The 22,584-nt window shown below is 74.2% G+C and carries 22 protein-coding genes; 21 read left to right on the forward strand and 1 reads right to left on the reverse strand.

The genetic code is table 11. The features are described from left to right. Window positions 1-62: 62 nt before the first annotated feature. Window positions 63-773 (reverse strand): TetR family transcriptional regulator, encoded by a 711-nt coding sequence (locus ACZ6KO_RS15075; protein WP_469304409.1) that lies wholly within the window; start codon window positions 771-773, stop codon window positions 63-65. Between the two features lie 155 nt (window positions 774-928). On the opposite strand from ACZ6KO_RS15075, the gene ACZ6KO_RS15080 reads away from it, so the two are divergent. The 21 genes from ACZ6KO_RS15080 (at window position 929) to ACZ6KO_RS15180 (ending at window position 22,521) form a co-directional block, all read left to right on the forward strand. Then, on the forward strand, window positions 929-1,801 hold the full coding sequence (locus ACZ6KO_RS15080) for a helix-turn-helix domain-containing protein (protein ID WP_469304410.1): 873 nt from the start codon (window positions 929-931) through the stop codon (window positions 1,799-1,801). Window positions 1,802-1,841: 40 nt separating this feature from the next. Then, on the forward strand, window positions 1,842-2,702 hold the full coding sequence (locus tag ACZ6KO_RS15085) for an MBL fold metallo-hydrolase (protein WP_469304411.1): 861 nt from the start codon (window positions 1,842-1,844) through the stop codon (window positions 2,700-2,702). Between the two features lie 204 nt (window positions 2,703-2,906). Further along, window positions 2,907-3,554 carry an AAA family ATPase gene (locus ACZ6KO_RS15090; protein WP_469304412.1) on the forward strand — a complete coding sequence of 216 codons (648 nt, stop codon included), beginning with the start codon at window positions 2,907-2,909 and terminating at the stop codon, window positions 3,552-3,554. Between the two features lie 51 nt (window positions 3,555-3,605). Then, window positions 3,606-4,400: an AAA family ATPase gene (locus ACZ6KO_RS15095; protein ID WP_469304413.1), complete on the forward strand. Its 795-nt coding sequence runs from the start codon at window positions 3,606-3,608 to the stop codon at window positions 4,398-4,400. A 37-nt stretch (window positions 4,401-4,437) separates the two neighbouring features. Next, entirely contained in the window at window positions 4,438-5,928 is a 1,491-nt protein-coding gene (locus tag ACZ6KO_RS15100; RefSeq protein ID WP_469304414.1) for an MFS transporter, read from the forward strand. Window positions 5,929-6,126: 198 nt separating this feature from the next. After that, window positions 6,127-6,891, forward strand: a complete 765-nt coding sequence (locus ACZ6KO_RS15105) for an HAD family hydrolase (protein ID WP_469304415.1) — start codon at window positions 6,127-6,129, stop codon at window positions 6,889-6,891. Next, on the forward strand, window positions 6,888-8,237 hold the full coding sequence (locus ACZ6KO_RS15110; RefSeq protein WP_469304416.1) for a class I adenylate-forming enzyme family protein: 1,350 nt from the start codon (window positions 6,888-6,890) through the stop codon (window positions 8,235-8,237). The genes ACZ6KO_RS15105 and ACZ6KO_RS15110 overlap by 4 nt, the downstream gene beginning before the upstream one ends. Next, window positions 8,234-8,959, forward strand: coding sequence for an SDR family NAD(P)-dependent oxidoreductase (locus ACZ6KO_RS15115; RefSeq protein WP_469304417.1), 726 nt, complete (start codon window positions 8,234-8,236; stop codon window positions 8,957-8,959). The genes ACZ6KO_RS15110 and ACZ6KO_RS15115 overlap by 4 nt, the downstream gene beginning before the upstream one ends. Next, window positions 8,953-9,234, forward strand: coding sequence for an acyl carrier protein (locus tag ACZ6KO_RS15120; protein ID WP_469304418.1), 282 nt, complete (start codon window positions 8,953-8,955; stop codon window positions 9,232-9,234). The genes ACZ6KO_RS15115 and ACZ6KO_RS15120 overlap by 7 nt, the downstream gene beginning before the upstream one ends. 3 nt (window positions 9,235-9,237) lie before the next feature. Further along, window positions 9,238-10,296, forward strand: coding sequence for an AvrD family protein (locus tag ACZ6KO_RS15125; protein ID WP_469304419.1), 1,059 nt, complete (start codon window positions 9,238-9,240; stop codon window positions 10,294-10,296). A gap of 442 nt (window positions 10,297-10,738) precedes the next feature. Beyond that, complete coding sequence (locus tag ACZ6KO_RS15130) at window positions 10,739-11,476, forward strand: AAA family ATPase (RefSeq protein WP_469304420.1); 738 nt, start codon at window positions 10,739-10,741, stop codon at window positions 11,474-11,476. Beyond that, the gene (locus ACZ6KO_RS15135) at window positions 11,473-12,975 is read left to right on the forward strand and encodes an MFS transporter (protein ID WP_469304421.1); all 1,503 of its coding nucleotides are present in this window, start codon (window positions 11,473-11,475) and stop codon (window positions 12,973-12,975) included. The genes ACZ6KO_RS15130 and ACZ6KO_RS15135 overlap by 4 nt, the downstream gene beginning before the upstream one ends. Window position 12,976: 1 nt before the next feature. After that, window positions 12,977-13,453: an ester cyclase gene (locus tag ACZ6KO_RS15140; RefSeq protein WP_469304422.1), complete on the forward strand. Its 477-nt coding sequence runs from the start codon at window positions 12,977-12,979 to the stop codon at window positions 13,451-13,453. Further along, window positions 13,450-14,424: an FAD binding domain-containing protein gene (locus ACZ6KO_RS15145; RefSeq protein ID WP_469304423.1), complete on the forward strand. Its 975-nt coding sequence runs from the start codon at window positions 13,450-13,452 to the stop codon at window positions 14,422-14,424. Before ACZ6KO_RS15140 ends, ACZ6KO_RS15145 begins: the two co-directional genes overlap by 4 nt. Then, window positions 14,421-14,951 carry a (2Fe-2S)-binding protein gene (locus tag ACZ6KO_RS15150; RefSeq protein ID WP_469304424.1) on the forward strand — a complete coding sequence of 177 codons (531 nt, stop codon included), beginning with the start codon at window positions 14,421-14,423 and terminating at the stop codon, window positions 14,949-14,951. The genes ACZ6KO_RS15145 and ACZ6KO_RS15150 overlap by 4 nt, the downstream gene beginning before the upstream one ends. After that, window positions 14,948-17,347 (forward strand): xanthine dehydrogenase family protein molybdopterin-binding subunit, encoded by a 2,400-nt coding sequence (locus ACZ6KO_RS15155; RefSeq protein WP_469304425.1) that lies wholly within the window; start codon window positions 14,948-14,950, stop codon window positions 17,345-17,347. Before ACZ6KO_RS15150 ends, ACZ6KO_RS15155 begins: the two co-directional genes overlap by 4 nt. Next, complete coding sequence (locus tag ACZ6KO_RS15160) at window positions 17,344-17,751, forward strand: acyl carrier protein (RefSeq protein ID WP_469304426.1); 408 nt, start codon at window positions 17,344-17,346, stop codon at window positions 17,749-17,751. The genes ACZ6KO_RS15155 and ACZ6KO_RS15160 overlap by 4 nt, the downstream gene beginning before the upstream one ends. Further along, on the forward strand, window positions 17,748-18,545 hold the full coding sequence (locus ACZ6KO_RS15165) for a 4'-phosphopantetheinyl transferase family protein (protein WP_469304427.1): 798 nt from the start codon (window positions 17,748-17,750) through the stop codon (window positions 18,543-18,545). Before ACZ6KO_RS15160 ends, ACZ6KO_RS15165 begins: the two co-directional genes overlap by 4 nt. Before the next feature lie 237 nt (window positions 18,546-18,782). Next, on the forward strand, window positions 18,783-19,961 hold the full coding sequence (locus ACZ6KO_RS15170; RefSeq protein ID WP_469304428.1) for an IS701 family transposase: 1,179 nt from the start codon (window positions 18,783-18,785) through the stop codon (window positions 19,959-19,961). A 16-nt stretch (window positions 19,962-19,977) separates the two neighbouring features. Then, the gene (locus ACZ6KO_RS15175) at window positions 19,978-20,964 is read left to right on the forward strand and encodes a ParB/RepB/Spo0J family partition protein (RefSeq protein WP_469304429.1); all 987 of its coding nucleotides are present in this window, start codon (window positions 19,978-19,980) and stop codon (window positions 20,962-20,964) included. A 45-nt stretch (window positions 20,965-21,009) separates the two neighbouring features. Next, complete coding sequence (locus tag ACZ6KO_RS15180) at window positions 21,010-22,521, forward strand: DHA2 family efflux MFS transporter permease subunit (RefSeq protein ID WP_469304430.1); 1,512 nt, start codon at window positions 21,010-21,012, stop codon at window positions 22,519-22,521. Window positions 22,522-22,584 lie beyond the last annotated feature (63 nt).

A 22,584-nucleotide genomic window follows, 5' to 3' on the forward strand; every position in this document is an offset into this window, starting at 1 on the left:
CTGCCGCGATCATGGAAATGACGAAACATCAGTGATTTCGATGGGTGCGGCAGGGGGTGATTTCAAGCCATCGGAGGCCCGTCGCCGGGCCGCGCGGGGGTCCCGGGCGCCCCGGGAGGCGCGGGGGCGGACGCGGGCGGGGGAGGTCCGGCCGGGTGCGGGCCGCGACGGCCGGCGATCCCCGACCACAGCACCTCCCACACTTCGGCCAGCCGTCCGCGCACGCTCCAGATGCCGCAGGACGGGGACGCGTACGCCCGCTGGGCGGTGACCTCCAGGTCGGCGACGACGCACGCCACCAGCACACCGACGAGCTCCGGCTCCTGCGCGCGCAGCTGACCGGTGTGCTGGGCCTCCGTCAGCACGGTGCGCACGGCCGGGATCCAGGCCTCGCGCCAGTCGTGCCGCATCCGCAGTTCGCGCGAGAGCCGGGCCGCCGCGCGGACGACCGCCTGCTCCTCCAGCAGGGCCGCCAGGGTGCCGGTGATCTCCGTGAGGGCCTCGGCGGGGGAGCGGGCGGCGCCGGCCGCCCGGCCGACCGCCTCGCGCGTCAGCGCGCAGCCGCGCTCGCAGACCGCCTCCGCCAGCTCGTTCTTCGCGGGGAAGTGGAACGTCAGGGCGCCGATGGTGGCCATCGCCGCCCCGCTGATCCGGGTCAGGGAGGTGCCCGCGTAGCCGCGCTCGGCGAACTCCTCGCCCGCGGCCTGGACGAGGAGGGCGCGGGTGCGGCCCGCACGCTCCTGCTTGATCCCTGCTCGTTCGTGGTTCGCCATGTGTGGCCCTTCGCGGTGGTCGGTGTCGTTCCGGCCCCCCGGCCGTTGCGCTACTCGTTGTAGTGTCCCAGAAAAACAAAGCGAGTACTCTCTATGGTGTAGAAAAAAGAGCGAGCGTTCTCTACGCTTCCTGTGGAGTGAGGAGGAGATGCACCATGACTCGTAACGGAACAGCGCCCTCCGCCGCGGTGCGGCCCCAGAGACGCGTGGACCCCAAGCTCGCCGAACTGGGCAACTTCCTCGCAGAGCGCCGCGCCGAGGTCACCCCTCAGCAGGTCGGACTGCCCGGCGGCGCCGCCCGCCGGGTCCCCGGACTGCGCCGCGAAGAGGTCGCGATGCTCGCCGGCATCGGGGCCTCCTGGTACGCCTGGATCGAACAGGGCCGCGCCAAGAACGTCTCCCCGGAGATCCTCGCCAGCATCGCCCAGGTCCTGCGCCTGGACGAGGCCCAGCGGCTCTACGCCATGCGGCTCGCCGGGTACGCCACCGCCGGCCGCCCGCGCGGATGCGCCGACGACGACCTGCCGCTGCTGTTACGGATCGTCGACGGCTTCCTCCCCAGCCCCGCCTACGTCCTGGACCACTACTGGGACGTCAGCGCCGCCAACGCCACCGCCACCCGGCTGCTGGGGCTGTCCGGGGAACGCCCCAACTACCTGCGGATGCTCTTCCTGGACCCGGCCGCCCACGAGCGGCTGCCGCGCTGGGAGCAGGAGGCGGCCGCCGCGGTCGCCGCCTTCCGGGTGCAGAGCGGCGACCTGCTCGCCGACACCCGTCTGGCCGCGCTGGTCAGCGAACTCACCGGGCACAGCCCCGTGTTCGCCGCGCTGTGGGCCCGCCACCGGGTCGCCGACAGCGGCGGCCAGTCCCAGCTCGTACGCCATCCCGAGCTCGGGGACCTGGAGTTCACCCGGGTCTCGCTGTGCGTCACCGGCCGGCCCGGGGTGCAGGTGATCCTGCTCAGCCCGCAGTACGGCACCGCCGAATTGACGGAGCAGTGGGCCGCAGCGCGCGGCGCCGCTGTCTGAACGCGCCCCCGCCGGGCGCCGAGACGAGGAACCGACCACCATGGCCACTGCCACCCCGTGGAACACCCCGGCCACCGCGCCGCGCTCGCTGACCCTGGGCGAGCACACCGTCACCTGGCTGCCCGACGGTCACGTGCAACTGGACCCGCGGCGCTGGCTGCCGGAGACCACGGCGGCGGACTGGGAGGGGGAGAACGCGGCCCTGCTGGACCCCGAGGGCTACCTCACCGCCTCCATCGGCGCCCTGCTGATCGAGTACCGTGGCCGCGCGATGCTGGTCGACGCCGGCTTCGGCCCCCACGACATCCCCGCCGAGCACACCCACCCCACCCTCGGCGTCCTGGTCGGCGGCCGGCTGCCGGCGGCGCTGGAGAGCGCCGGGGTGAAGGCCGCCGACATCGAACTGATCGCCTTCAGCCACCTGCACGACGACCACTTCGGCTGGGCCTTCCGCCCCGGGGCGGGCGCCGACTCGCCGTTCTCCTCCGCCGTGTACGCCGCCTCCGCCGACGAATGGGCGAACTGGCCGCGGCCGCAGGCCGGTTCGCCGCGGATCCGGGGGATCGCCGACGGCGAGGAGGTCTTCCCCGGCGTGACCGCCTGGGCGACCCCCGGGCACACCGCCGGCCACACCGCCTACGTCCTGAACGCCGGCGGGCACCGGCTCATCGCCTTCGGCGACGTCTTCCACACCCCCGCCCAACTCGCCCGCCCCGACTGGCGAGTGGCCATGGACGCACTGCCCAACCACGGGGTCGCCACCCGTCGCGCCCTGCTCGCCGAGCTGGTCCGCCCCCGCACCCTGGCGTTCGCCAACCACTTCTCGGACGTGGTCTTCGGGCGGATCTCGACGGAATCCGGTACGCCCATGTGGCAGCCGTGGGAAGAAATTTACCAGTAATTGCTCCGCTCCTTGCAATTCTTCCGGCCCGGCCCCAGAATTCATGGGGCCGGGGATTTCGCATGCGGCCTTTCGTGGGCGGCCTTCCGTGCGCAACCGCCGTATCCCGCCCGGCGGGCCGCCTGTTGGCGGCGGCAACAGGTGCTCCAATAACACCATCAAGAGGGGCTGGGCCCCCTGCCGGTCTGCTGAAATGATTTCGGCATGACCCAGAGAATCGCCATTGTCGGCGCCTACGGATCTGGAAAGACCCTGCTCTCCCAGGTCCTTTCCGAGGTAACCGGTCTGCCCTACACGCAGGGCACCGCCATGCGCGAGCCCATCGGCGGCGAGGGCAAGCACATCTGGAACTGGACCTCCGGCGAGCTGCTCCAGCTCACCGTCAAGCGGTACGCCGAGCGCACGCTGAACGAGGCCGCCCACCCGGCCGGCTTCATCAGCGACGGATCGATCGTCCACGAGTGGGTGTTCGCCAAGCTCCGCCTGGTCACCGGCCCCAACCCGGGCACCGAGGCCACCGTGGACAGCCGCTTCCGCGACGAGGTCACGGCCGCGTACGAGGACGTCGCCGACCACATCGGCAGGCTCGCCGTGCGGCACGCCAAGACCGCGTACGACTCCTTCTTCCACCTCCCGATCGAATTCCCGCTCGACGAGGACAACCGGCCGATCAACGACACCTTCCGGGTCCTGTCGGACCAGGTGCTGCTGCCCGCCCTCGCGGACACCGGAGTTCCCGTCCACACCGTCGCCGGCAGCCCGGCCGAACGCGTCCAGCAGATCCTGGACATCACCGGACTTCCCGCCGTCGTGGACATCGACAAGGCCCTGGCCGCCGTCCAGGGAAAGTAACCCCGCGCATTTCCGAAACCCGCCCCGTCCCGACGAGAAAGGCCACAGACAATGCAGCTCGAGGTTCCCCAGTGGAGCGACAAGCCCGATCTCAAACTGGCGATATCCGGCACCTACTCGTCCGGAAAGTCGACCACCACGGAAGCCCTCTCGATCGCGACGGGCATCCCGCGCACGCACGCCAAGACCTCCCGTGAGCTGCTCGTCGACCTCGTCCCCGGCAAGACGGTGATGGAGCTCAACGCGATGGAGCTCGTCAAGCTGGGCCTGCGCCGCTACGAGGAGCGCCTGGTCAACGAGTCCGGCACCGGTGCCTTCATCTCCGACGGCGGCGTCTTCCACGAGTGGGTGTACTTCGAGGCCCGCATGCGGGTCGGCATCAACCCCGGTATGCCGTGGTGGTTCCAGGGCGTGAAGAAGGCCATGGGCGTCACCTCCAAGCGCTTCTACCAGAAGTACACCGACACCCTCGGCGAGATACAGAAGGACCGCGCCAAGCGGTCCTACGACGCCTACGTGCACCTGCCCGTCGAGTTCGACATGGACGCCGACGGCCACCGCCCGGTGTCCGAGCCGTTCCGCCGGCTCTCCGACGACCTGCTCGTCGAGGCCCTCGACGAGATCAAGATCCCCTACCGGGTCGTCGGCGGCCCGATCCCCGAGCGCATCGAGAAGATCGTCGACATCTTCGGGCTGCCGGTGGTCGTACCGATCAAGGAGGCCATCGAGGAGGCCGAGCGACGCGTCGCCGCCGACATCGAGGACCTCCAGTCCAACCTCGCGTACATGGAGTCCCAGCGCCACAAGTCCTTCGCGCGCCGGCTCGCGTACGCCTTCCGCTACTGACCCCACCCCCGACCGTCCCCGACCGGAAGGAACTGGCGTGCCCACGAGCGTGCAGGCCAAGCCGCGTCGTCTGGGAGCGATCCTCGGCCTCCTGGCCTTCGCCCAGATGATCATCGCGATCGACTACAACATCATGTTCGTGGCCCTGCCGGACATCGGCAGCGACCTCGGCTTCTCCGCGCAGAACCTGCAGTGGGTGATCTCGGCCTACTCCGTCGCCTTCGGCGGCTTCCTGCTGCTGGGCGGCCGCGCCACGGACCTCTTCGGCCGGAAGAACATGTTCCTCTTCGGCCTCTTCCTCTACGCCGCCTCCTCGGTGGCGGGCGGCCTGGCCACCGAGTCCTGGCTGCTGGTCGCGGCCCGCGTGGTCCAGGGCCTGGGCGGCGCCTTCCTCGCGCCGGCCACCCTGTCGCTGGTGGTGACCCTCTTCGCCGAGGGCAAGGAGCGCAACCGCGCCCTGTCCGTCTGGGGCGGTGCCGGTGGCTTCGGCATGGTCCTCGGCGCCATCCTCGGCGGCCTGCTCACCGACTGGTTCGGCTGGCAGGCGGTCATGTGGGTCAACGTCATCGCCGCCGGCGCGGCCATGGTCTACGGCATCGGCCTCCTGCCGAAGACCGCCCGGGTCAGCACCCGGGGCTTCGACCTCCCCGGTGCCATCACCGGTACGGTCGCCTCCACGCTGCTGGTGTTCACCCTGGTCAACGGCCCTGAGGTGGGCTGGGCCTCCGGCACCACCATCGGCAGCCTGATCGGCTCCGTGGCCCTGTTCGCCCTCTTCCTCGGCATCGAGTCCAGGACCCGCGCCCCGATGATGCCGCTGCGCCTGTTCGGCAACCGCAACGTCACCGTCGGCACCACGATCACGTTCCTCTTCATGGCGACGTTCGGCGCCTACGCCTACTTCCTCACCCAGTACTGGCAGGTCGTCCAGGGCTACAGCGCCTGGGCCACCGGCTTCGCCTTCCTGCTCCCCTCCGGCTGCGTCCTGATCGGAACCGTCGCCGCCGGGAAGCTGATGAACGCCTACGGCGCCCGCAAGACCCTGCTGATCGCCCTCGCGGTCGGCCTGGTGGGCACCGTCGCCCTCGCGCTGACCCTCTCGCAGGACGCCTCGTACCTGGTCATCGCCCTCCCGCTGATCGTCCTCTCGCTCGGTCAGGGCGTCATCTTCACGGCGATGTTCGCGGCCGCCACCACCGGCGTGGCCGACGAGGAGCAGGGCATCGGCTCCGGTATCGCCCAGACCGGCCAGCAGATCGGCGGCGCCGTCGGCCTCGCCGTCCTGATCGCCGTCGCGGCCTCCGCCGCGGGCGGCGAGACCACCGACCCGGCCCGGCTCACCGACGGCATCCTCGTCGCCACCTGGGCCACCGCCGCGGGCATCGCGCTGACCTTCCTGGCGACGCTGGGCCTCAAGAAGCCCGTCGCGCAGGCGGTCGCCGCCGACCCGGGCACCACGAGCGCGGTGACGGCCCCGGCCGACGGGGCCCCGGCCACCCGGCCGGCTCCGGTCACCGAACGCGTCTGACGCGGGACCTCCTCGCGCCGGACGCCCCGTGCACGGCCCCTTCCTCCGAATCCCCCGCGGGGGAAGGGGCTGTGCGCAGGCACCACCCCCGGTCCACCCACCCGGTCCGCCGCCGCGACCGGACGCAGCGCCCGCACCACCCCGTACGGCCAGCACAGCCAGACCAGCCAGCCCATTCCCGGAAAGGTTGAGACCGCAGTGAACGGCTACCGCACCGCATTCTTCGACGTGGACGGCACCCTCACGACCGCCCCGAGCATGTTCCGCTTCCTGCGCCACTACCTCTCCGCGACCGGCAACCCGCCCGCCGAGTACGTCACCCGGCGCCGCGCGCTCAAGGCGATGAACGAGGTCGGCTGCCCCCGCGAGGCCACCAACCGCGCCTACTTCGCCAGCCTGGAGGGCGCGTACGCCACCGAGGTGTCCGCCCTCGCCGAGGACTGGTTCCGCGAGGAGCTCCGGGCCGGCGGCTTCTTCCACGAGGACGGCGTCGCGGCCCTGCGCCGCCACCAGCGGCACGGCACGCGCATCGTCTTCGTCTCCGGATCCTTCCCCGCCGTCCTCGACCCCATCGCCGAGTACCTCGGCGCCGACGAGGTCTGGTGCACCGAGCCCGAGATCGCCTGGGGCCGCTACACCGGCGGCCTGCACCGGCCCCCGATGCTCTCCGCCGCCAAGGCCGAGACCCTGCGGGCCGTCGCCGCCGCGCACGGCACCGACCCCGGGCACTGCATCGCCTACGGGGACCACATCTCCGACCTGCCGATGCTGCGGGCGGCCGGAGCCGCCGTGGTCGTCGGCGGCGACAAGGTCCTGCGCACCCACGCACGTATCCACGGGTGGTCCCTGCTGCCCGCCGCGCCGGTACCGCCGGCGCTCGGCCTGCCGCTGTGGCGGGCCCCCGGCCGGACCGGCTCCCTGGCGGCCGTATCGAACGAGGTGAAAGAGGTGGAAAGCGTATGACGTCCTGGTTCTTCGACCGGATGCAGAGCTTCGGCGAGGCCGACGCCATCGTCTTCGACGGCGTGGCCCACAGCTACGCCGAACTCGCCCGCCTGACCGCGGAGTGGGAGAGATTCCTCGACCGCAACGGCATACACGCCGGGCAGGTCGTCGCCCTCGAGGGCGTCAGCAGCGTCGAGGCCTGCGCCGGCCTGCTCGCCCTGATCGAGCGCGGCGCGGTCGTCGTCCCGATGACCCCGCTGCCTGCCGCCAAGCGCGCCGAGTTCCACGAGGTCGCCGAGGTGGAGACGGTCATCACCATCGACTCCGCGCACTGGCGGCGCAGCGTGGAGATCACCGGCCGCGAGGCCGACCACGACCTGTACGGGCGGCTGCGCGCCGACGGAGTGCCAGGCCTGGTGCTCTTCAGCTCCGGCACCACCGGGCGCAGCAAGGCCAGCGTGCTGGACTTCTCCAAGGTCCTCGCCAAGTACGGCCCGCCGACCCGGCCGCGCCGCACCCTCGGCTTCCTCAACCTGGACCACATCGGCGGCATCAACACCCTGCTGCACACCCTCAGCCAGGGCGGCGCCCTGGTCACCATCGACGAGCGCACCCCGGACAAGGTGTGCGCGACCATCGCCGCCCAGGACATCCAGATCCTGCCGACCACCCCCACCTTCCTGAACATGCTGCTCATCTCGCGGGCGTACGAGCGGCACGACCTCAGCTCGCTGCAACTGGTGACGTACGGCACCGAGCCCATGCCCGAGGGCACCCTCCAGCGGCTCGCCCGCGCCCTGCCCGGGGTCCGCCTGAAGCAGACGTACGGGCTGTCCGAGCTCGGCATCATGCCGACCAAGTCCCGTGACGACGGCAGCCTGTGGGTCAAGCTGGGCGGCGAGGGCTTCTCCTACCGCATCGACGACGGGATCCTGTGGATCCGCTCCGACATGGCGATGCTCGGCTACCTCAACGCGCCGGCGCCCTTCGACGAGCAGGGCTTCTTCAACACCCAGGACGCGGTGGAGACGGACGGCGACTACGTACGGATCCTGGGCCGCAGGTCCGAACTCATCAACGTGGCCGGCGAGAAGGTCTACCCCAGCGAGGTCGAGAACGTCCTGCTGGAGCTGGACTACGTGGCCGACGCCGTGGTCTCCGGCCGCCCCAGCCACGTCACCGGCCAGGTCGTCAAGGCCGTCGTCAAGCTCACCGAACCGTGCACCGACCCGCGGGTCACCGCCCGCCGGGTGCGCGAGCACTGCGCGCAGCGGCTGGAGGCCTTCAAGGTGCCGGTCGTGGTGGAGGTGACCGAGGACGACACGCACTCCGACCGGTTCAAGAAGATCCGGAGCGCGGCGTGAGCGGGCCCGTCGCCGTGGTCTCCGGCGGCAGCCGGGGACTGGGGCGGGTGCTGGTGGAACGGCTGCTGGCCGAGGGCCGGCGGGTCGCCACCTTCAGCCGCAAACCGAACGAGTTCACCGAGGGACTGGCCGCCGCGCACCCCGAGGACTTCCTGTGGCAGTCGGTCGACCTGCACGACCCCGGCGCGGTCCGGCAGTTCGTCAAGGCCGTGAAGGAACGCTTCGGCACGGTCGACCTGCTCGTCAACAACGCCGGCCTGCTCCACCAGGAGCTGTTCCTGACGATCGCCCCGAACCGCATCGACGACCTGCTCGTCGCCAACCTCGCCGCCCCGGTCCACCTGACCCAGGCGTGTGCGCGGCTGATGATGCGCGACGGCGGGTCGATCGTGCACATCTCGTCCATCAACGCCATCCGCGGCTACCGCGGGGTCGCGGTCTACGCCGCGGCCAAGGCGGGCCTGGAGGGGTTCGGCCGGGCCCTCGCCCGGGAGCTGGGACCCGTGGGCATCCGCGTCAACACCCTCACCCCCGGGTTCTTCGACAGCGAGCTGACCTCGGACGTCACCGAACGCAACCGGGAGAAGATCCAGCACCGCACACCACTGGGGCGGCTCGGCACCGCGGAGGAGATCGCGGACGCGGTCCTCTTCCTGGCCTCCTCGCAGGCACGTTTCATCACCGGTCAGTCATTGGTCATCGACGGAGGAATCACATGCTGAACGACCAGAGCGTCCAGGACATCATCGAGCGCGAGATCCAGGCCGTGGTGCTGAGCTCGGACGAGGAGGAGCTGTCGCTGGACGACGAGCTGCTCAAGTCCGGGGTCAACTCCCTGATGCTCGCCCAGCTGCTCATCCAGCTGGAGACCGAGCTGGGCGTCGACCCGTTCGGCGAGCAGCTGTCGATCACGGAGATCCGTACGCTGCGCGAGCTGGTGGGCGCGTACGAGGCCGCGCTGGAGCGCGCGGCGTCGGGTGCGACGGCGGGTGCGTGAGCGGTGTCCCTCACCATCTCGAACCCGACCCTGAGCCTCACCTCGATCGACGACTACCTGGGCCCGGGGGAGGGCCGCTTCTTCTCCCGCGGCTACCAGCGGGCCGACTACCTGGTCCGCGACATCGTCGCCACGCCCGTCGCGGCCGAACGCCCCGGCATCCACGCGACCGTGGACGTCAGCTACCCGGCGGACTGGTCGCGCAAGAAGGACGGCACCGACCTGCGCCCGCACCTGAGTACGGTGGACGCGCTCGTGCTGGGGGTGCAGCTCGCCGAACTGCACCTGGTGCACGCGTACGGGCTGACCGGCGACGCCCACTCCACCATGCGGCTGCGCAAGATCGTGCTGCGGGCGGGCGGCGCGCCGCAGGAGGACCTGCTGCGCATCCCGGCCGCGTCGCGCCTGGTGCGCACGGAGGACGTACCGGGCGCGCCCGGCCGGGTCCTGTCCGTCCACGACGGCTCGGTGGGCGCGCTGCGCGTGCGGTGCGAGATCGAGCACGACGAGGGTGTCCGGGCGGACGCCGAGGGGCTGTTCGCCGGCCTCGACGAGGGGCTCGGCGACGGGCGCCTGCGGTTCTACGGCGAGGGCTTCAAGAAGCGGCGGCACGTCATCCGTGACGTGGCCGTGGACATGGAGTCGCTGACCGCGGAGGCGGGCGTGCACTTCCACCCGGGCCCCGCCGACGGGCCCGCCGGGCCGGACGCGCGGGGCGTGGACGCGGCGACCGGGCCGGCCATCTCGATGGTGGACGCGTTCGTGGTGAACCTGCAGCTGGTCCAGGTGCTGATGTACGAGCTGGACCAGGTGAACCGGGCGAACAGCAACACCCTGTGGATGATGCAGACCGTGCTGACGGCGGCGGATACGGCGCTGCCGCTGCCGACGGTCCCCGCGGCGGCGGCGCGGGCCCGGGCGCGGCTGCTCGCCAAGCGGTTGCTGCCGCTGCGGGGCGGGGTGTGGCGCAGCGTGGAGATCGAGGCCGGGCTGGGGGGCGTGGGGTTGCGGTGCTCGTTCGCGCACGAACTCCCGCCGGAGGCCGCCTCCGCGGCCACCTGACCGCGGGGGCCCGGGACCCCCGGGTCCAGGCCCCCGCGCCTCAATCGCCGGCGGGGCTGGAACGGGGCCCGGCGGCGCTGGAAGGCTGCCCGGTGGGCAGGCTTTCGGGGGCTCCGCCCCCGCACCCCCGCGCCTCAAACGCCGGCGAGGCTGAGATGGTGCCCAGCGGCGCTGAAAGGTGCCGCCGCGCAACGGCAAATCCAGCCCGCGCGGCGTTTGAGCGCACGGGCGCGGAGCGCCCGTAGGGGGTGGGGGCGGAGCCCCCGCCTTCCAGCCCCGCCGGCGTTTGAGGCGCGCCCACTCAGCCGCGCCGGCGATTGAGGCGTACCTACCCAGCCGCGCCGGCGATTGAGGCGTACCCACTCAGCCTCGCCGGCGATTGAGGCGCGGGGGCGGGGCGGGGCCCCGGTGGACCACTGGAACGATCACACGAGGAGTACACATGCGGCTGTCCGTGTCCGGGACCTACGCGGCGGGGAAGACCTCCACGGCCACCGCCCTCTCCCACTACACCGGTATCCCGTTCGCCCCCGCCCGGTCCATCCGGGAGATCCTGCCCGACGCCGTGCCCGGAAAGGCGCTCGCCGACGTCTCGCCCGCCGAGTACCTCCAGCTCGCCGTGCGGCGGCACGCCGGCCGGGTGCGGAACGAGGCGCGGCTCGGCGCGCGGCTGATCTCGGACGGGTCCTCCCTCCAGGAGTGGATCTACGCCGCCGCGCGCGTCCGGTTCGGGATGGACCCCGCCGCGCCCGCCCCGACGCCCCCGCGCTCGGCCGCCATGGGCTTCTTCGCCGAGGCCGTCGACCAGCTCGGGCACGCCTTCCGGCAGCACGTGAAGGAGACCTACGACGGGTTCGTGCACCTCACCGCCGGCGAGGGGAGCGCAGGCAGCGGCGGCCGCGGCCGGCACCGGCGGATGCACCCCGACTTCCGGGGGTTCTGCGACGACATGCTGCTGCGGGCCCTCGAGGACCTCGGCGTGACGTACCACGTCGTCGGGAGCGGCGACCGCGCGGAGCGGCTGCGCACCATCGCCGGGCTGTTCGCGCTGCCCACCGTCCGGTCCGTCGACGTGGCCCTGGAGCTCGCGGCCCGCGAGTACGCCGGGATCGACTGGCGGCTGGAGGGCGCGCGCACCCCGAGCGCCGCCTCCGTCGCCGCCCGGGGGGAGGCACGGTGACCGCCACGACCGGTCACGCCCGCCGGTGGCTCATGCTGCCGGTGGTGCTGGCCGCCCTGTTCATGGCCCAGTTCGACCTGTACGTCGTCAACGTCGCCGCGCCCACGCTCCAGCGCGACCTCGGCGCCGGGCCCCTCGCCCTCGAACTGATCGTCGCCGGGTACGCCTTCACGTACGCCGGCGGTCTGATCACCGGCGGCCGGCTCGGCGACCTCTTCGGCCACCGCGCGGTGTTCCTCGGCGGGACGCTCGCCTTCACCGCCGCCTCCCTGCTGTGCGGGCTCGCCCAGAGCCCCGGCCAGCTGGTCGCCGCCCGCCTCCTGCACGGGGTCACCGGCGCCGCCATGGTGCCGCAGGTCCTGGCCCTGATCACCGGGGTGTTCGGCCCGGCCGAACGGCCCCGCGCGCTCGCCTGGTTCGGGTTCACCATCGGGGTCGGCGCCGTGGCCGGGCAGGTGCTCGGCGGGCTGCTGCTCCAGGCCGGCCCCTCGGGCCTGGGCTGGCGGGCGGTCTTCCTGGTGAACGTCCCCGCCGGGCTGCTGACCTTCGTGCTCGCCCGCGCCGTGGTCCCCGGGCCGCCCAGGGTGCGGGTGGGCGGCGCCGGCCTCGATCCGCTCGGCGCGATCGGGATCCCGGCCGGGCTGGCGCTGGCGCTCGTACCCCTGATGCCCGGGCCCGGCGGGTCCGGCACCCGGCCGGTGTGGGCCTGGCTGTGCCTGGCCGCCGCCGTGCCCGTACTGGGCGCCACGCTGGCGTGGGAGCGGCGGCTCGCGCGGCGGGGCGGCAACCCGCTGCTGGACCTGTCGCTCTTCGCCGTCCCGGCCTTCCACCGCGGACTCCTCGTCAGCGGCGCCGTGTTCGGCGCGTTCTTCAGCTTCCTGTTCGCCCTCACCCTCGTCCTGCAGTCCGGGCTCGGCCTGTCCCCGCTGGGCGCCGGGTTCGCCTTCGCCCCGCTCGGGCTCGCCTTCGCCGCCGCCTCCATGGCCGCGCGCCGGACCCCGCCCGCCCGTGCCGCGCGGACCGTCCTGGCGGGCGTCCTCGTCGCGGCCGCCGGACTGCTGGCCCTCGGTATCGGACTGCTCCGGTCCCCGGACGGGCTGAGCGTGGGGTGGCTGCTGCCGCCCATGGTGCTGATCGGGCTCGGCAACGGGATCGCCGTCCCGGCCCTGACCGGCGCCGTCCTCTCCGGCGTACGGCCGGGGCAGGCCGGCTCCGCCGCCGGGATCCTCACCACCGCGCAGCAGTTCGCCAGCGCCGTCGGCGTGGCCCTGCTGGGCGCCGTCTTCTTCGCGGTCCTCGGCGGGCGGACCGGGACCGCCGCCCACGCGGAGGCCCTGCGCTGGGTCGCCGGCATCGGGCTGGTCCTGGTGCTGGTGGCCGCCGCGGCCGCCCGCTCCCTGCCCCGGCCCGCGCCCGCCCCGCCGGCCGAGCCGTCCCCCGCGCCGTCCCCCGCGCCCGGGCGGCCGCTCGCCTCCTCCCACCCCTCCGGAAAGGCCTGACATGCCGACCGCCGACACCGCGGCCGCCGACCACGCGGCGTGGTCCGAACTCGCCGACGTGCGGAAGAAGAAGATCGCCCTCCTCTTCGAGCGGATCATCACCCACGGCGAGCTCGGCCTCGCCGACGAGGTCTTCCACGAGGACTTCACCTGGCCGCAGTTCGGCCTGCGCGGTCCCGAGGGCGTACGCACCTGGGTGCGCGCCTTCCGGACCGCGTTCCCCGACATGGTCGACACCGTCGTGGAACAGTGGGCCGAGGGCGACACCGTCATCTCCCGCGTGCTGTGCACCGCCACCCAGTCCGGCCCGTTCCGGGGCCTGCCGCCCAGCCACCGCAAGGCCACCTTCGGCGCCCTGGGCATCGACCGGTTCCGCGGCGAGAAGGTCATCGAGCGCTCCGCGCACTTCGACCTCGCCGACGTGATGCGCAAGTACGGCCACACCGAGCTCCGGGTCCCCCCGGTGGACCGGCCGTGAAGCCCGCGCCGTTCGGCTACGTCCGCCCGCGTACCCCCGAGGAGGCGGTGGCCGCCCTCGCCGGGGCCGCCGCGGCCGGCCGCGAGGCCCGGGTGCTGGCGGGCGGGCAGTCCCTGATCCCGCTGCTGAACCGCCGGCTGGTCCGGCCCGACCTGCTGGTGGACCTGGGCGGGGCGGCGGGCCTGCGGGGCGTACGGGCCGACGCGCGCGGGGTCCGGATCGGGGCGCTGACCCCGCACGCCGCCCTGGAGCGCAGCACCGACCCGGTGCTCCACCGCGACCTGCCGGTGCTGCCGGAGGCGGCCGCCCTGATCGGGCAGCTGCCGGTCCGGGTCCGGGGGACGTTCGGCGGCAGCCTCGCGCACGCCGACCCGTGCGCCGAGTGGTGCCTGCTGGCCGTGCTGCTGGACGCCGAACTGACCCTGCTGGGGCCGGCCGGCGCCCGGGTGGTGCCGGCGGCGGCGTTCCTGCGCGGCCGGCACCGTACCGCGCTGCGGCCGGGGGAGATCCTCACCGCCGTCCGCCTCCCGTCCGCCGAACCGGCCGCCGCGCTCGTGGAGTACGGCGTCCAGCCCGGCCGGCTGCCCGAGGCCGCGGCGGCGGCCGCGCTGACCCTCGGCGCCGACGGCCGCGTCGCCGCGGTGCGGCTGGCGGTGGCCGGACCGGGCGAGGTCCCGGTGCGGGCGCCGCGCGCCGAGGCCCAGCTCCTGGGCGCCCGCCCGGACCCGGACGCCTTCGCGGCGGCGGCCGCGCTCGCGGTCGAGGAGGCGACCGCCCGCGCCGCACGCACCGGCGGCGCCCCCGCCGCCTGGGACCCGGCCGGCGCCGGGGACCCGGCCGCCCACACCGCTGCCGCGGACGTCGCCGCCCTGGCGGGAGCGCTCGTCCGGCGGGCGCTGGCCCGCTCCGCCGAGCGGGCCCGGGTCCTCGCCCCCGTCCGCCGCCGCGCCGCCGAGGCGGTGGCGGCATGAGCGGCGCCGGGTACGCCGGCCCGGCCACCGTGCCGGTGAAGCTCACCGTCAACGGGGCGCCGTACGCCCTCGACGTCGAGGCGCGCCGCAGTCTGGCCGACGTCGTGCGGCGCGAGGTGGGGCTGACCGGGACGCAGGTCGGGTGCGAGACCGGGGTGTGCGGCTCGTGCACCGTGCTGCTGGACGACGAGCCCGTGCGGGCCTGCGTGGTGCTCGCCGTGCAGGCCGACGGGCAGAGCGTGCAGACCGTGGAGTCCCTCACGGAGCCGGACGGCCGGCTCGGGCCGTTGCAGCGGGCGTTCGGCGACCACTTCGCGCTCCAGTGCGGCTTCTGCACCCCCGGGTTCCTGATGCTCGCCACCGCTCTGCTGCGCCGCGAGCCGGCTCCCGACCGGTCCCGGATCCGGGCGTGCGTCGCCGCCAACCTGTGCCGGTGCACCGGCTACCAGCCCATCGTCGAGGCGATCGAGGCAGCGGCCCACCGACCGCCGCACGCGGCCACGCCCCCGGACGGAGCCCCCCGATGAACACCGCCCCCGCCACCCCCGCCCCCACGGAGGACCCCGCCCCCGGCGGTCGTCGTGGCGGGCCGGCCGTCGGGCGGTCCGTGGCGCGGCTCGAGGACGACCGGTTGCTGCGGGGGCGGGGACGGTTCCACGACGCCGTCGTGCGGCCCGGGCAGTTGTGGATGCGCGTCGTGCGCTCCCCCCTCGCGCACGCCCGGATCCTCGGCATCGACACCGCGCGCGCCGCCGCCCTGCCCGGCGTCGCCGCCGTCGTCACCGCCGCCGACCTGCCCCCCGGCGCCCTGATCCCGGTGCGCCAGCCGCACCCCGGGCTGGACTTCACCCCGTACCTCCAGCCGCCGCTGGCCACCGGCCACGTCCGGTACGCGGGCGAGCCGCTGGCGGCCGTCGTCGCCGAGGACCCGTACGCCGCCGAGGACGCCGCCGAGCTCGTCCGGGCCGACCTGGCCGAGCTGGAGCCCGTCCTCGACGCGCGCACCGCCCCCGCCGAACGCGAGGTGGGCGTCGTCGACTTCGGGTACGGCGACGTGGACGCCGCCTTCGCCGCGGCCGCCCACGTGGTCGGCGCCACCCTGCGCATCGGCCGGCACAGCGGCACCCCGCTGGAGCCGCGCGGCCTGGTCGCCGAACCCGACCCCGACACCGGGCGGCTGACGATCTGGGGCGCGGCCAAGATCCCGCACATCAACCGCCGGGTGCTCGCCTCCCTGCTGGCGCTGCCCGAACACCGCATCCACCTGCGCGAGACGGACGCGGGCGGCAGCTTCGGCATCCGCGGCGAGTTCTACCCCGAGGACTTCCTGGTCCCCTTCCTCGCCCTGCGCACCGGCCGCCCCGTCAAGTGGAGCGAGGACCGCGCCGAGCACATGACGGCCGCCAACCACGCCCGCGAGCAGGAGCACCGCATCGAGCTGGCCCTGGACGCGGACGGCCGGCTGCTGGGCCTGCGCGACGAGGCCTGGCTGGACAACGGCGGCTACATCCGCACCCACGGCGCGGTCGTCGCCGCGCTGACCGCCTCGATGATCTCCGGCCCGTACCGGCTGCCCGCCTGCCGCTCGCGCGTGCACATCGTCACCACCAACAAGACGCCGATCGGCACCTACCGGGCCCCGGGCCGCTTCCAGCACACCTTCGTGCGCGAGCACGCCCTGGACCTGGCCGCGACCCGGCTCGGCGCCGACCCGGTCGAGCTGCGCCGGATCAACCTGCTGACGGCGGCCGAACTCCCGCACACCCGGCCCCTGCACGTCTTCGGCGCGCCGATGGTGCTGGACGGCAAGGACCACCTGGAGCACTTCGACAAGGGGCTCGCCGCCGTCGGGTACGAGCGGTGGCGGGCCGAGGCGGCCGCCGCCCGCGCCGAGGGACGGCTGGTCGGCACGGGCTGCGCCGCTATCCTGGAGAAGGCCGGCCTGGGCTACGACAGCGCCGTCGTCGACATCGGCGTGACCGGCGCGGTCCGGGTCGTCATGGGCGGCGCCAGTGCCGGCCAGGGCATCCAGACGGTCATGGCGCAGATCGCCGCCGACGAACTCGCCGTCCCCGTGGCCGGGGTGCACGTGGTGCTCTCCGACACCGACCTGCTGCCCGACGGCGGGGGCACGTTCGGCAGCCGCTCCACCGTCGTCGGCGGTACGGCCGTACGCGAGGCCGCCCGCGCCGTCCTGGACAAGGCGCGGCCCGTGGCCGGCGCACTGCTGGGCGCCGCGCCGGACACGCTGGTCGCCGAGGACGGCGGACTGGCCGTCGCGGGCGCGCCGGAGCGGCGGGTGGACTGGGGGCGGATCGCCGCCGCCTCCTTCGCACCGCGGTGGGTCTCCGGTGGCGCGGAGCCGGGCCTGATCGGCCGGTCGACGTACGCCGCGAACGGCATGACCTATCCGTACGGCGCCCACTTCGCGCAGGTCGAGGTCGACCCGGACACGGGCGCCGTCACGCTGCTGCGGTACGCCGTGACGTACGAGATCGGCCGCGCGGTCCACCCGGCGTCGGTGCGCGGCCAGTTGGCCGGCGGCGCCGTGCAGGGCATCGGCGGCGCGCTGTCCGAGGAGTTCCGCTACGACGAGCACGGCCGGCCGCTGTCGCCGACGCTCGACGACTATCTGTGGCCGCGCGCGGACCAGCTCCCCGAGATCCGGGTGGAGCTGTTCGAGGACGCGCCGGCACCGGGCAATCCGCTCGGCCTGCGCGGCGCGGGGGAGGGCGGTACCGCGGGCAGCGGCGCCGTCCTCGCCGGCGCCGTGCGGGACGCCCTGGGGCTGGCCGGCCACGTCGGCGGCCTGCCCCTGCACCCGGCCCGGGTGCGGGCCCTGCTCGCCACCCGGTCCGTGACCGTCACGGATCCCACCCCTGTCACCACCGTCACCACCGTCATCACCAAGGAGGAATCATGACCGTCGATCAGGCCGTGCTGGACTGGCTGACAGCCGATCCCGACGGGTACCCGGCCGAGGCCGGCCCCGCCGGACCGCAGGAGCTCGCCGACGGCCCGCGCGCCGTGGACGTGACCGCCCCCTCGGCGGCCGCGCTCGCGGCCGCGGGCCCGGCGGAGCGGATGGAGCTGCTCCTGGACTACGTGCGCCAGGAGGTCGCCCGCTCCGTGGGCGTCGGCCCGGACGCGCTCGACACCACGCGGACGCTGGTGAGCGTCGGCGTGGGGTCGATGCTCGGGTGCGAGCTCCAGTACCGGCTCCGGGACGCGCTGGGCGTCGCGCCGGAACTGAAGGAGATCCTGATGGCGCAGGACACCCCCGCACTGGCCGCCATGCTGGCGGAACTGCTCGGGTATGGCGGATGACCGCGAAGCTGGCGCCGCCGGCCGGCGCGGACGTGTGGCTGCTGCGGCAGCCCAAGCCGGACGACATCACCGGCGTCCTGGACATGGCGGAGCTGGACGAGAAGGAGCTGCAGCGCGCCCGCCAGTGCCGGCGGCAGGCGGGCGGCTACCTGTACGCGGCCGCGCACATCGCCCTGCGGCGGGTGCTGGCCACGTACGTGGGGCGGCCGGCCGGCTCGCTGGTGTTCGGGAGAGGGCCCTGTCCGTGCTGCGACCAGCAGCACGGCCGGCCGGTCCTGCGCGAGCCCGAGTCCGATCTGCACTTCTCGCTGTCGCACAGCAGCGGGATGGTGCTGATCGGGGTGGCCCAGGTGCCGATCGGCGTGGACGTCGAGAAGGTGCCGAGCGCCGAGACGGCGCGGGTGTGCACGGCCGCGCTGCACGCGGACGAGCGGGCCGAGCTCGCGGAGGTGCCGGAGTGCGCCGGCACGGCGGCGTTCGGGCGGCTGTGGACGCGCAAGGAGGCCTACCTCAAGGGGCTGGGGACGGGTCTCGGACGGGACCTGTCGCTGGACTACCTCGGGTGGGAGTCCGCCCGGCATCCGGCCGGGTGGTCGGTGGTGGACGTCCCCGCGGGTCCCCGGCACACCGCCGCGGCGGCGATCGGGTACGGCGAGCGGGCGACGGCGGCGCGGGCCGCGTCGGGTGAACCGGCCCCGGTCACCCTGCGGTGGCTGCCGATGGACAGCCTCTACAGCGGCAGCAGGCCGAACCTGACGCGCGACGACGCCATCCTGGCGGAACTCGCGGCGTAAAGATCCCGGCGCCCTTCGACCAGGGCCCCGGCCGGAGCGCACCCGCTCCGGCCGGGGCCCTGGGCCGTGCCGCCGGCGTCGAGTCGCGACGCGTCCCGTCCGTCTCGTCCCGTCCTGGTGGGGGAGGGGGCCGGACATGACAAAGTCGGGCGCCGCGGGGACGCGGGCTCGCAAAACAAAGAGAACACTCGCTATTCTCATTCTCAGGGACCACCACCGCTCGCCGGAGGGAGCGCCATGCTTGTGCCGGAGACCGTGCCGACCGCCGACGTACTGGCACGGCGCCTGTTCCGCTGCCTGCCGCGGACCGATCAGCGCCGCTGGGCCCGCGCGTACCTGGACGGACTGGTGACCACCCCGGGCAAGAAGTCCGTCCGCAACATGGCCCGGTCCGCCGGGACCTTCGAGACCGCCTCGCAGTCGCTGCACCAGATCGTCAACTCCAGTACCTGGCAGTGGGATCCGGTCCGCCGTGAACTCGCCGCCTGGTGCGGCGAACGCGCCCGGGTGCACGCCCTGCGCATGGTGCCGGTGGTCATCCCCAAGCGCGGGGAGTGCTCCGCCGGGGTGCACCGCCGCTTCGACCCGGCCGGCGGCCGCACGCTCAGCTGCCAGCTGGCGCTCGGGATGTTCCTCGTCACCGACCGCGGCTGCGTGCCCGTCGACTGGCGGCTGTCGCTGCCCGGCCGCTGGAGCGAGGACGCCGGCCTGCGCCGGCGCGCCCGGATACCGGCCGGCGCCCGCACCGGGTTACCCAGCCGGCTCGGCCTCGACCTGGTCGACGCCGCTGCCGCCCACCCCGCCACCGCCGGGGTCCCGGTCGTCGCCGACGGCCGGCTCGACGCCCCGCAGGAGACGGCCCGGCTCATCGCGGGCCTCGCCGAACGCGGCCTCGGCTTCGCCGTGTCGGTGCCCGCCACCCTGCCCGTGCTGTGCGGGCCGCCCGGCGACCGTACGGTCCGCACGACGCCCGTCGCGCACCTGGTCCAGGCCCTGGGCCCGGCCGCCGCCCACCCGGCGTACGCCGCTCACCCCGCCTACCCGGCCCACCCCGCCCGGCCGTCGGCCGGGGTCGGCTCCCCGTACCCCGGCCGGCTGCCGCGCCGCGCGCCCGCCGTCGTGCGGATCCCCGGCGTCGCCCGCCCCCTCGCGCTGCTCACCCAGTGGGGCCAGGACGACGCCCGCCCCACCCGGTACTGGCTCGCCGGCACCGACGGGGCCTCCGCCGCACTGGCCCGCATGGGCGCCGCCGAACTGCCCATGGACGTCCTGGAGGACTGCGGACTGCGGGACTTCGAGGGCCGCTCCTTCCCCGGCTGGCACCGCCACATGACGTTCGTGGCGGCCGCGGCCGCCCACCGGCTGCTGGGCCAGGGTGCCGCCCGGCCCGCCCACCACCCGGCCCTCAGCGGCTGACGTACGAGGAGTTGTGATGTCTGTCCTGACGGCGGCGGCTCCCGCCACCGCCCACGTGCCGGTGGACCTGCTGCTGGACGCCGAGTCCCCGCGCCTGGCCGGCGTCGACCACGACCACGTCCTGCTGCTGGCGGGCCTGGAGACGGCCCTGCCGCCGATCGTCGTGCACCGCTCCACGATGCGCGTGATCGACGGCATGCACCGGCTGCACGCCGCCCGGCTGGGCGGGCGCGAGACCATCCCCGTCCGCTGGTTCGACGGCACGGAGCCCGAGGCGTTCCTGCTCGCCGTCGAGGCCAACAACGGCCACGGGCTGCCCCTGACCCTCGCCGACCGCCGCGAGTGCGCCCGCCGCATCCTGCGCGCCTGGCCCGAGTGGTCGGACCGGGCGGTCGCCGCCAAGGTCGGGCTGTCGGGCAAGACGGTCGGCGTCCTGCGCCGCGGCGCCCAGGAGGCGGGCGCGCCGGCCGCCGTGCGGGTCGGCTGCGACGGCCGGGCCCGCCCCCTGAGCGCCACCGAGGGGCGGCTGCGCGCCGTGGACTACCTCGCCGTCCGCCCCGACGCCTCGCTGCGCGAGATCGCCCGGTCCGCCGGGATATCGGTGGAGACCGCCCGTGACGTCCGCGACCGCCTCGGCCGCGGCGAGGGCCCGCTGCCCGGCGGGGGCCCGGGCACCGGTACGGGTGGCGCGGCGGGCGGTGCTGCAACCGGCGCCGTCCGCGCCGTACGGGAGTCCCGGGCGCGCGAGTGCCCCGCCCCCGTGGACCTGCCGACCGTCCTGGACTCCCTCAAGCGCGACCCCACGCTCAAGTACAGCGACGAGGGCCGCGCGCTGATCCGCTGGCTGGAGGCCCGGATCGTACGCGAGGGCGAGAGCGGGTTGCTGCTGCGCGCCCCCGCCCACCAGGCCCCCAAGATCGCCGCGATGGCCCGCGCCTGCGCCGCCCACTGGGACGAGATCGCCACCGAGCTGGAGCAGCGCGGCCGGCAGGAGACCCCCTGACCGGCAGACCCCGTACCACCGCACCCCTCCCGAAGAGATGATGAGATGACCAACATCGCCTCGCAGTCCGTCCCGCCCGCCGCCGCCGGGTCCGCCCCGCCCGGGACCCCGCCGGTCAACCCCTGGGCCGCGCTGTCCGCCCTCTGCGTCGGGTTCTTCCTGATCATGATGGACACCACCATCGTGACCGTCGCGATCCCCGGAATGATCACCGGCCTGAACGCCGACCTCAACCAGATCACCTGGGTGCACAGCGTCTACCTGCTCACCTACGCCGTCCCCCTGCTGCTCGCCGGGCGGCTCGGCGACCGCTTCGGCCGCAAGCCCGTCTTCCTCACCGGCATGGCGGTCTTCACCGCCGCCTCCCTGTGGTGCGGGCTCTCCGGCAGCGCCGGCATGCTGATGGCCGCCCGCGCGGTCCAGGGCATCGGCGCGGCCCTGATGGCCCCGCAGACCATGGCCTTCGTCACCGTCCTCTTCCCGCCGCAGCGCCGCGGCGCCGCCCTCGGCGTGTGGGGCGCCGTCGCGGGCCTGGCCACCACCGCCGGGCCGCTGCTCGGCGGCTTCCTGACCGGTTCCGCCGGCTGGGAGTGGATCTTCCTGATCAACGTGCCCATCGGCCTGCTGGGCCTGGCCATGGCCGCCCGGCTGCTGCCCGGCGGCGCGCCGAGCGCCCCGCGCCGTCTCGACCTGGTGGGCACCGTACTGTCCGGACTCGGGCTGTTCGCCCTGGTCTTCGGCCTGCAGAACGGCCAGCACTACGACTGGGGCACCGTCGTCGGCCCGCTGGACGTCACCACCGTCATCCTCCTCGGCGTGCTGCTCCTGATCGCGTTCGTGCTGTGGCAGCGGATCAACCCGCGCGAGCCGCTGATGCCGCTGTCCCTCTTCGGGCGCCGCCACTTCAGCACCGCCTCGTTCGCCGCCGCCGCGATCGGCTTCGCCGTCACCGGCCTCTACCTGCCGCTGACCCTGTTCATGCAGGACGTCATGGACCTCTCCCCGCAGGCGGCGGGCCTGCTGATGGTGCCCATCGCCGTCTCCAGCGGCCTCGCCGGGCCGCTCGCCGGCAGCCTCTCCGACCGGGTCCCCGGCAAGTGGGTGGTCCTCGGCGGCTTCCTGGTCTTCGCGGCCGGCCTCGGCCTGCTCGTCCTCGCCATGTACGCGGACGCGGGCGTGTGGCTCACCGCGGGCGCCCTCTTCGTGGCCGGCATCGGCACCGGCTCGGCCTTCGCGCCCATGGCCAACGTCGCCACCGGCACGCTGCCCGTCGAGGTCATCGGGGCCGGCGCGGGCATGTACAACTCCATCCGCCAGGTCGGCTGCGTCATCGGCGCGGCCGCCGTCGGCGTCCTCATGCAGGCGCAGCTCGCCGCGTCCCCCGACGACCTCGGGCGGGCCGCCGGAACCACCCTGCTGCTGCCCGTCGCCGTCCTTCTCATCGGCGCGGCCGCATGCCTTCTCATGCCGTCCCGGGCACGGCGGACGGACGACGCCGGGAATGCGGCGACGACTCCCCAGGATTCCCCGAATCCCGATCTGGAAAAGGTCGGCTGAAGCACGTTGACATTACCCCGAAAGGAAATACCGCTGATGTCTGGCGACAGCACACCCTTTGAT

The organism is Streptomyces sp. NPDC042102, from assembly GCF_055582305.1.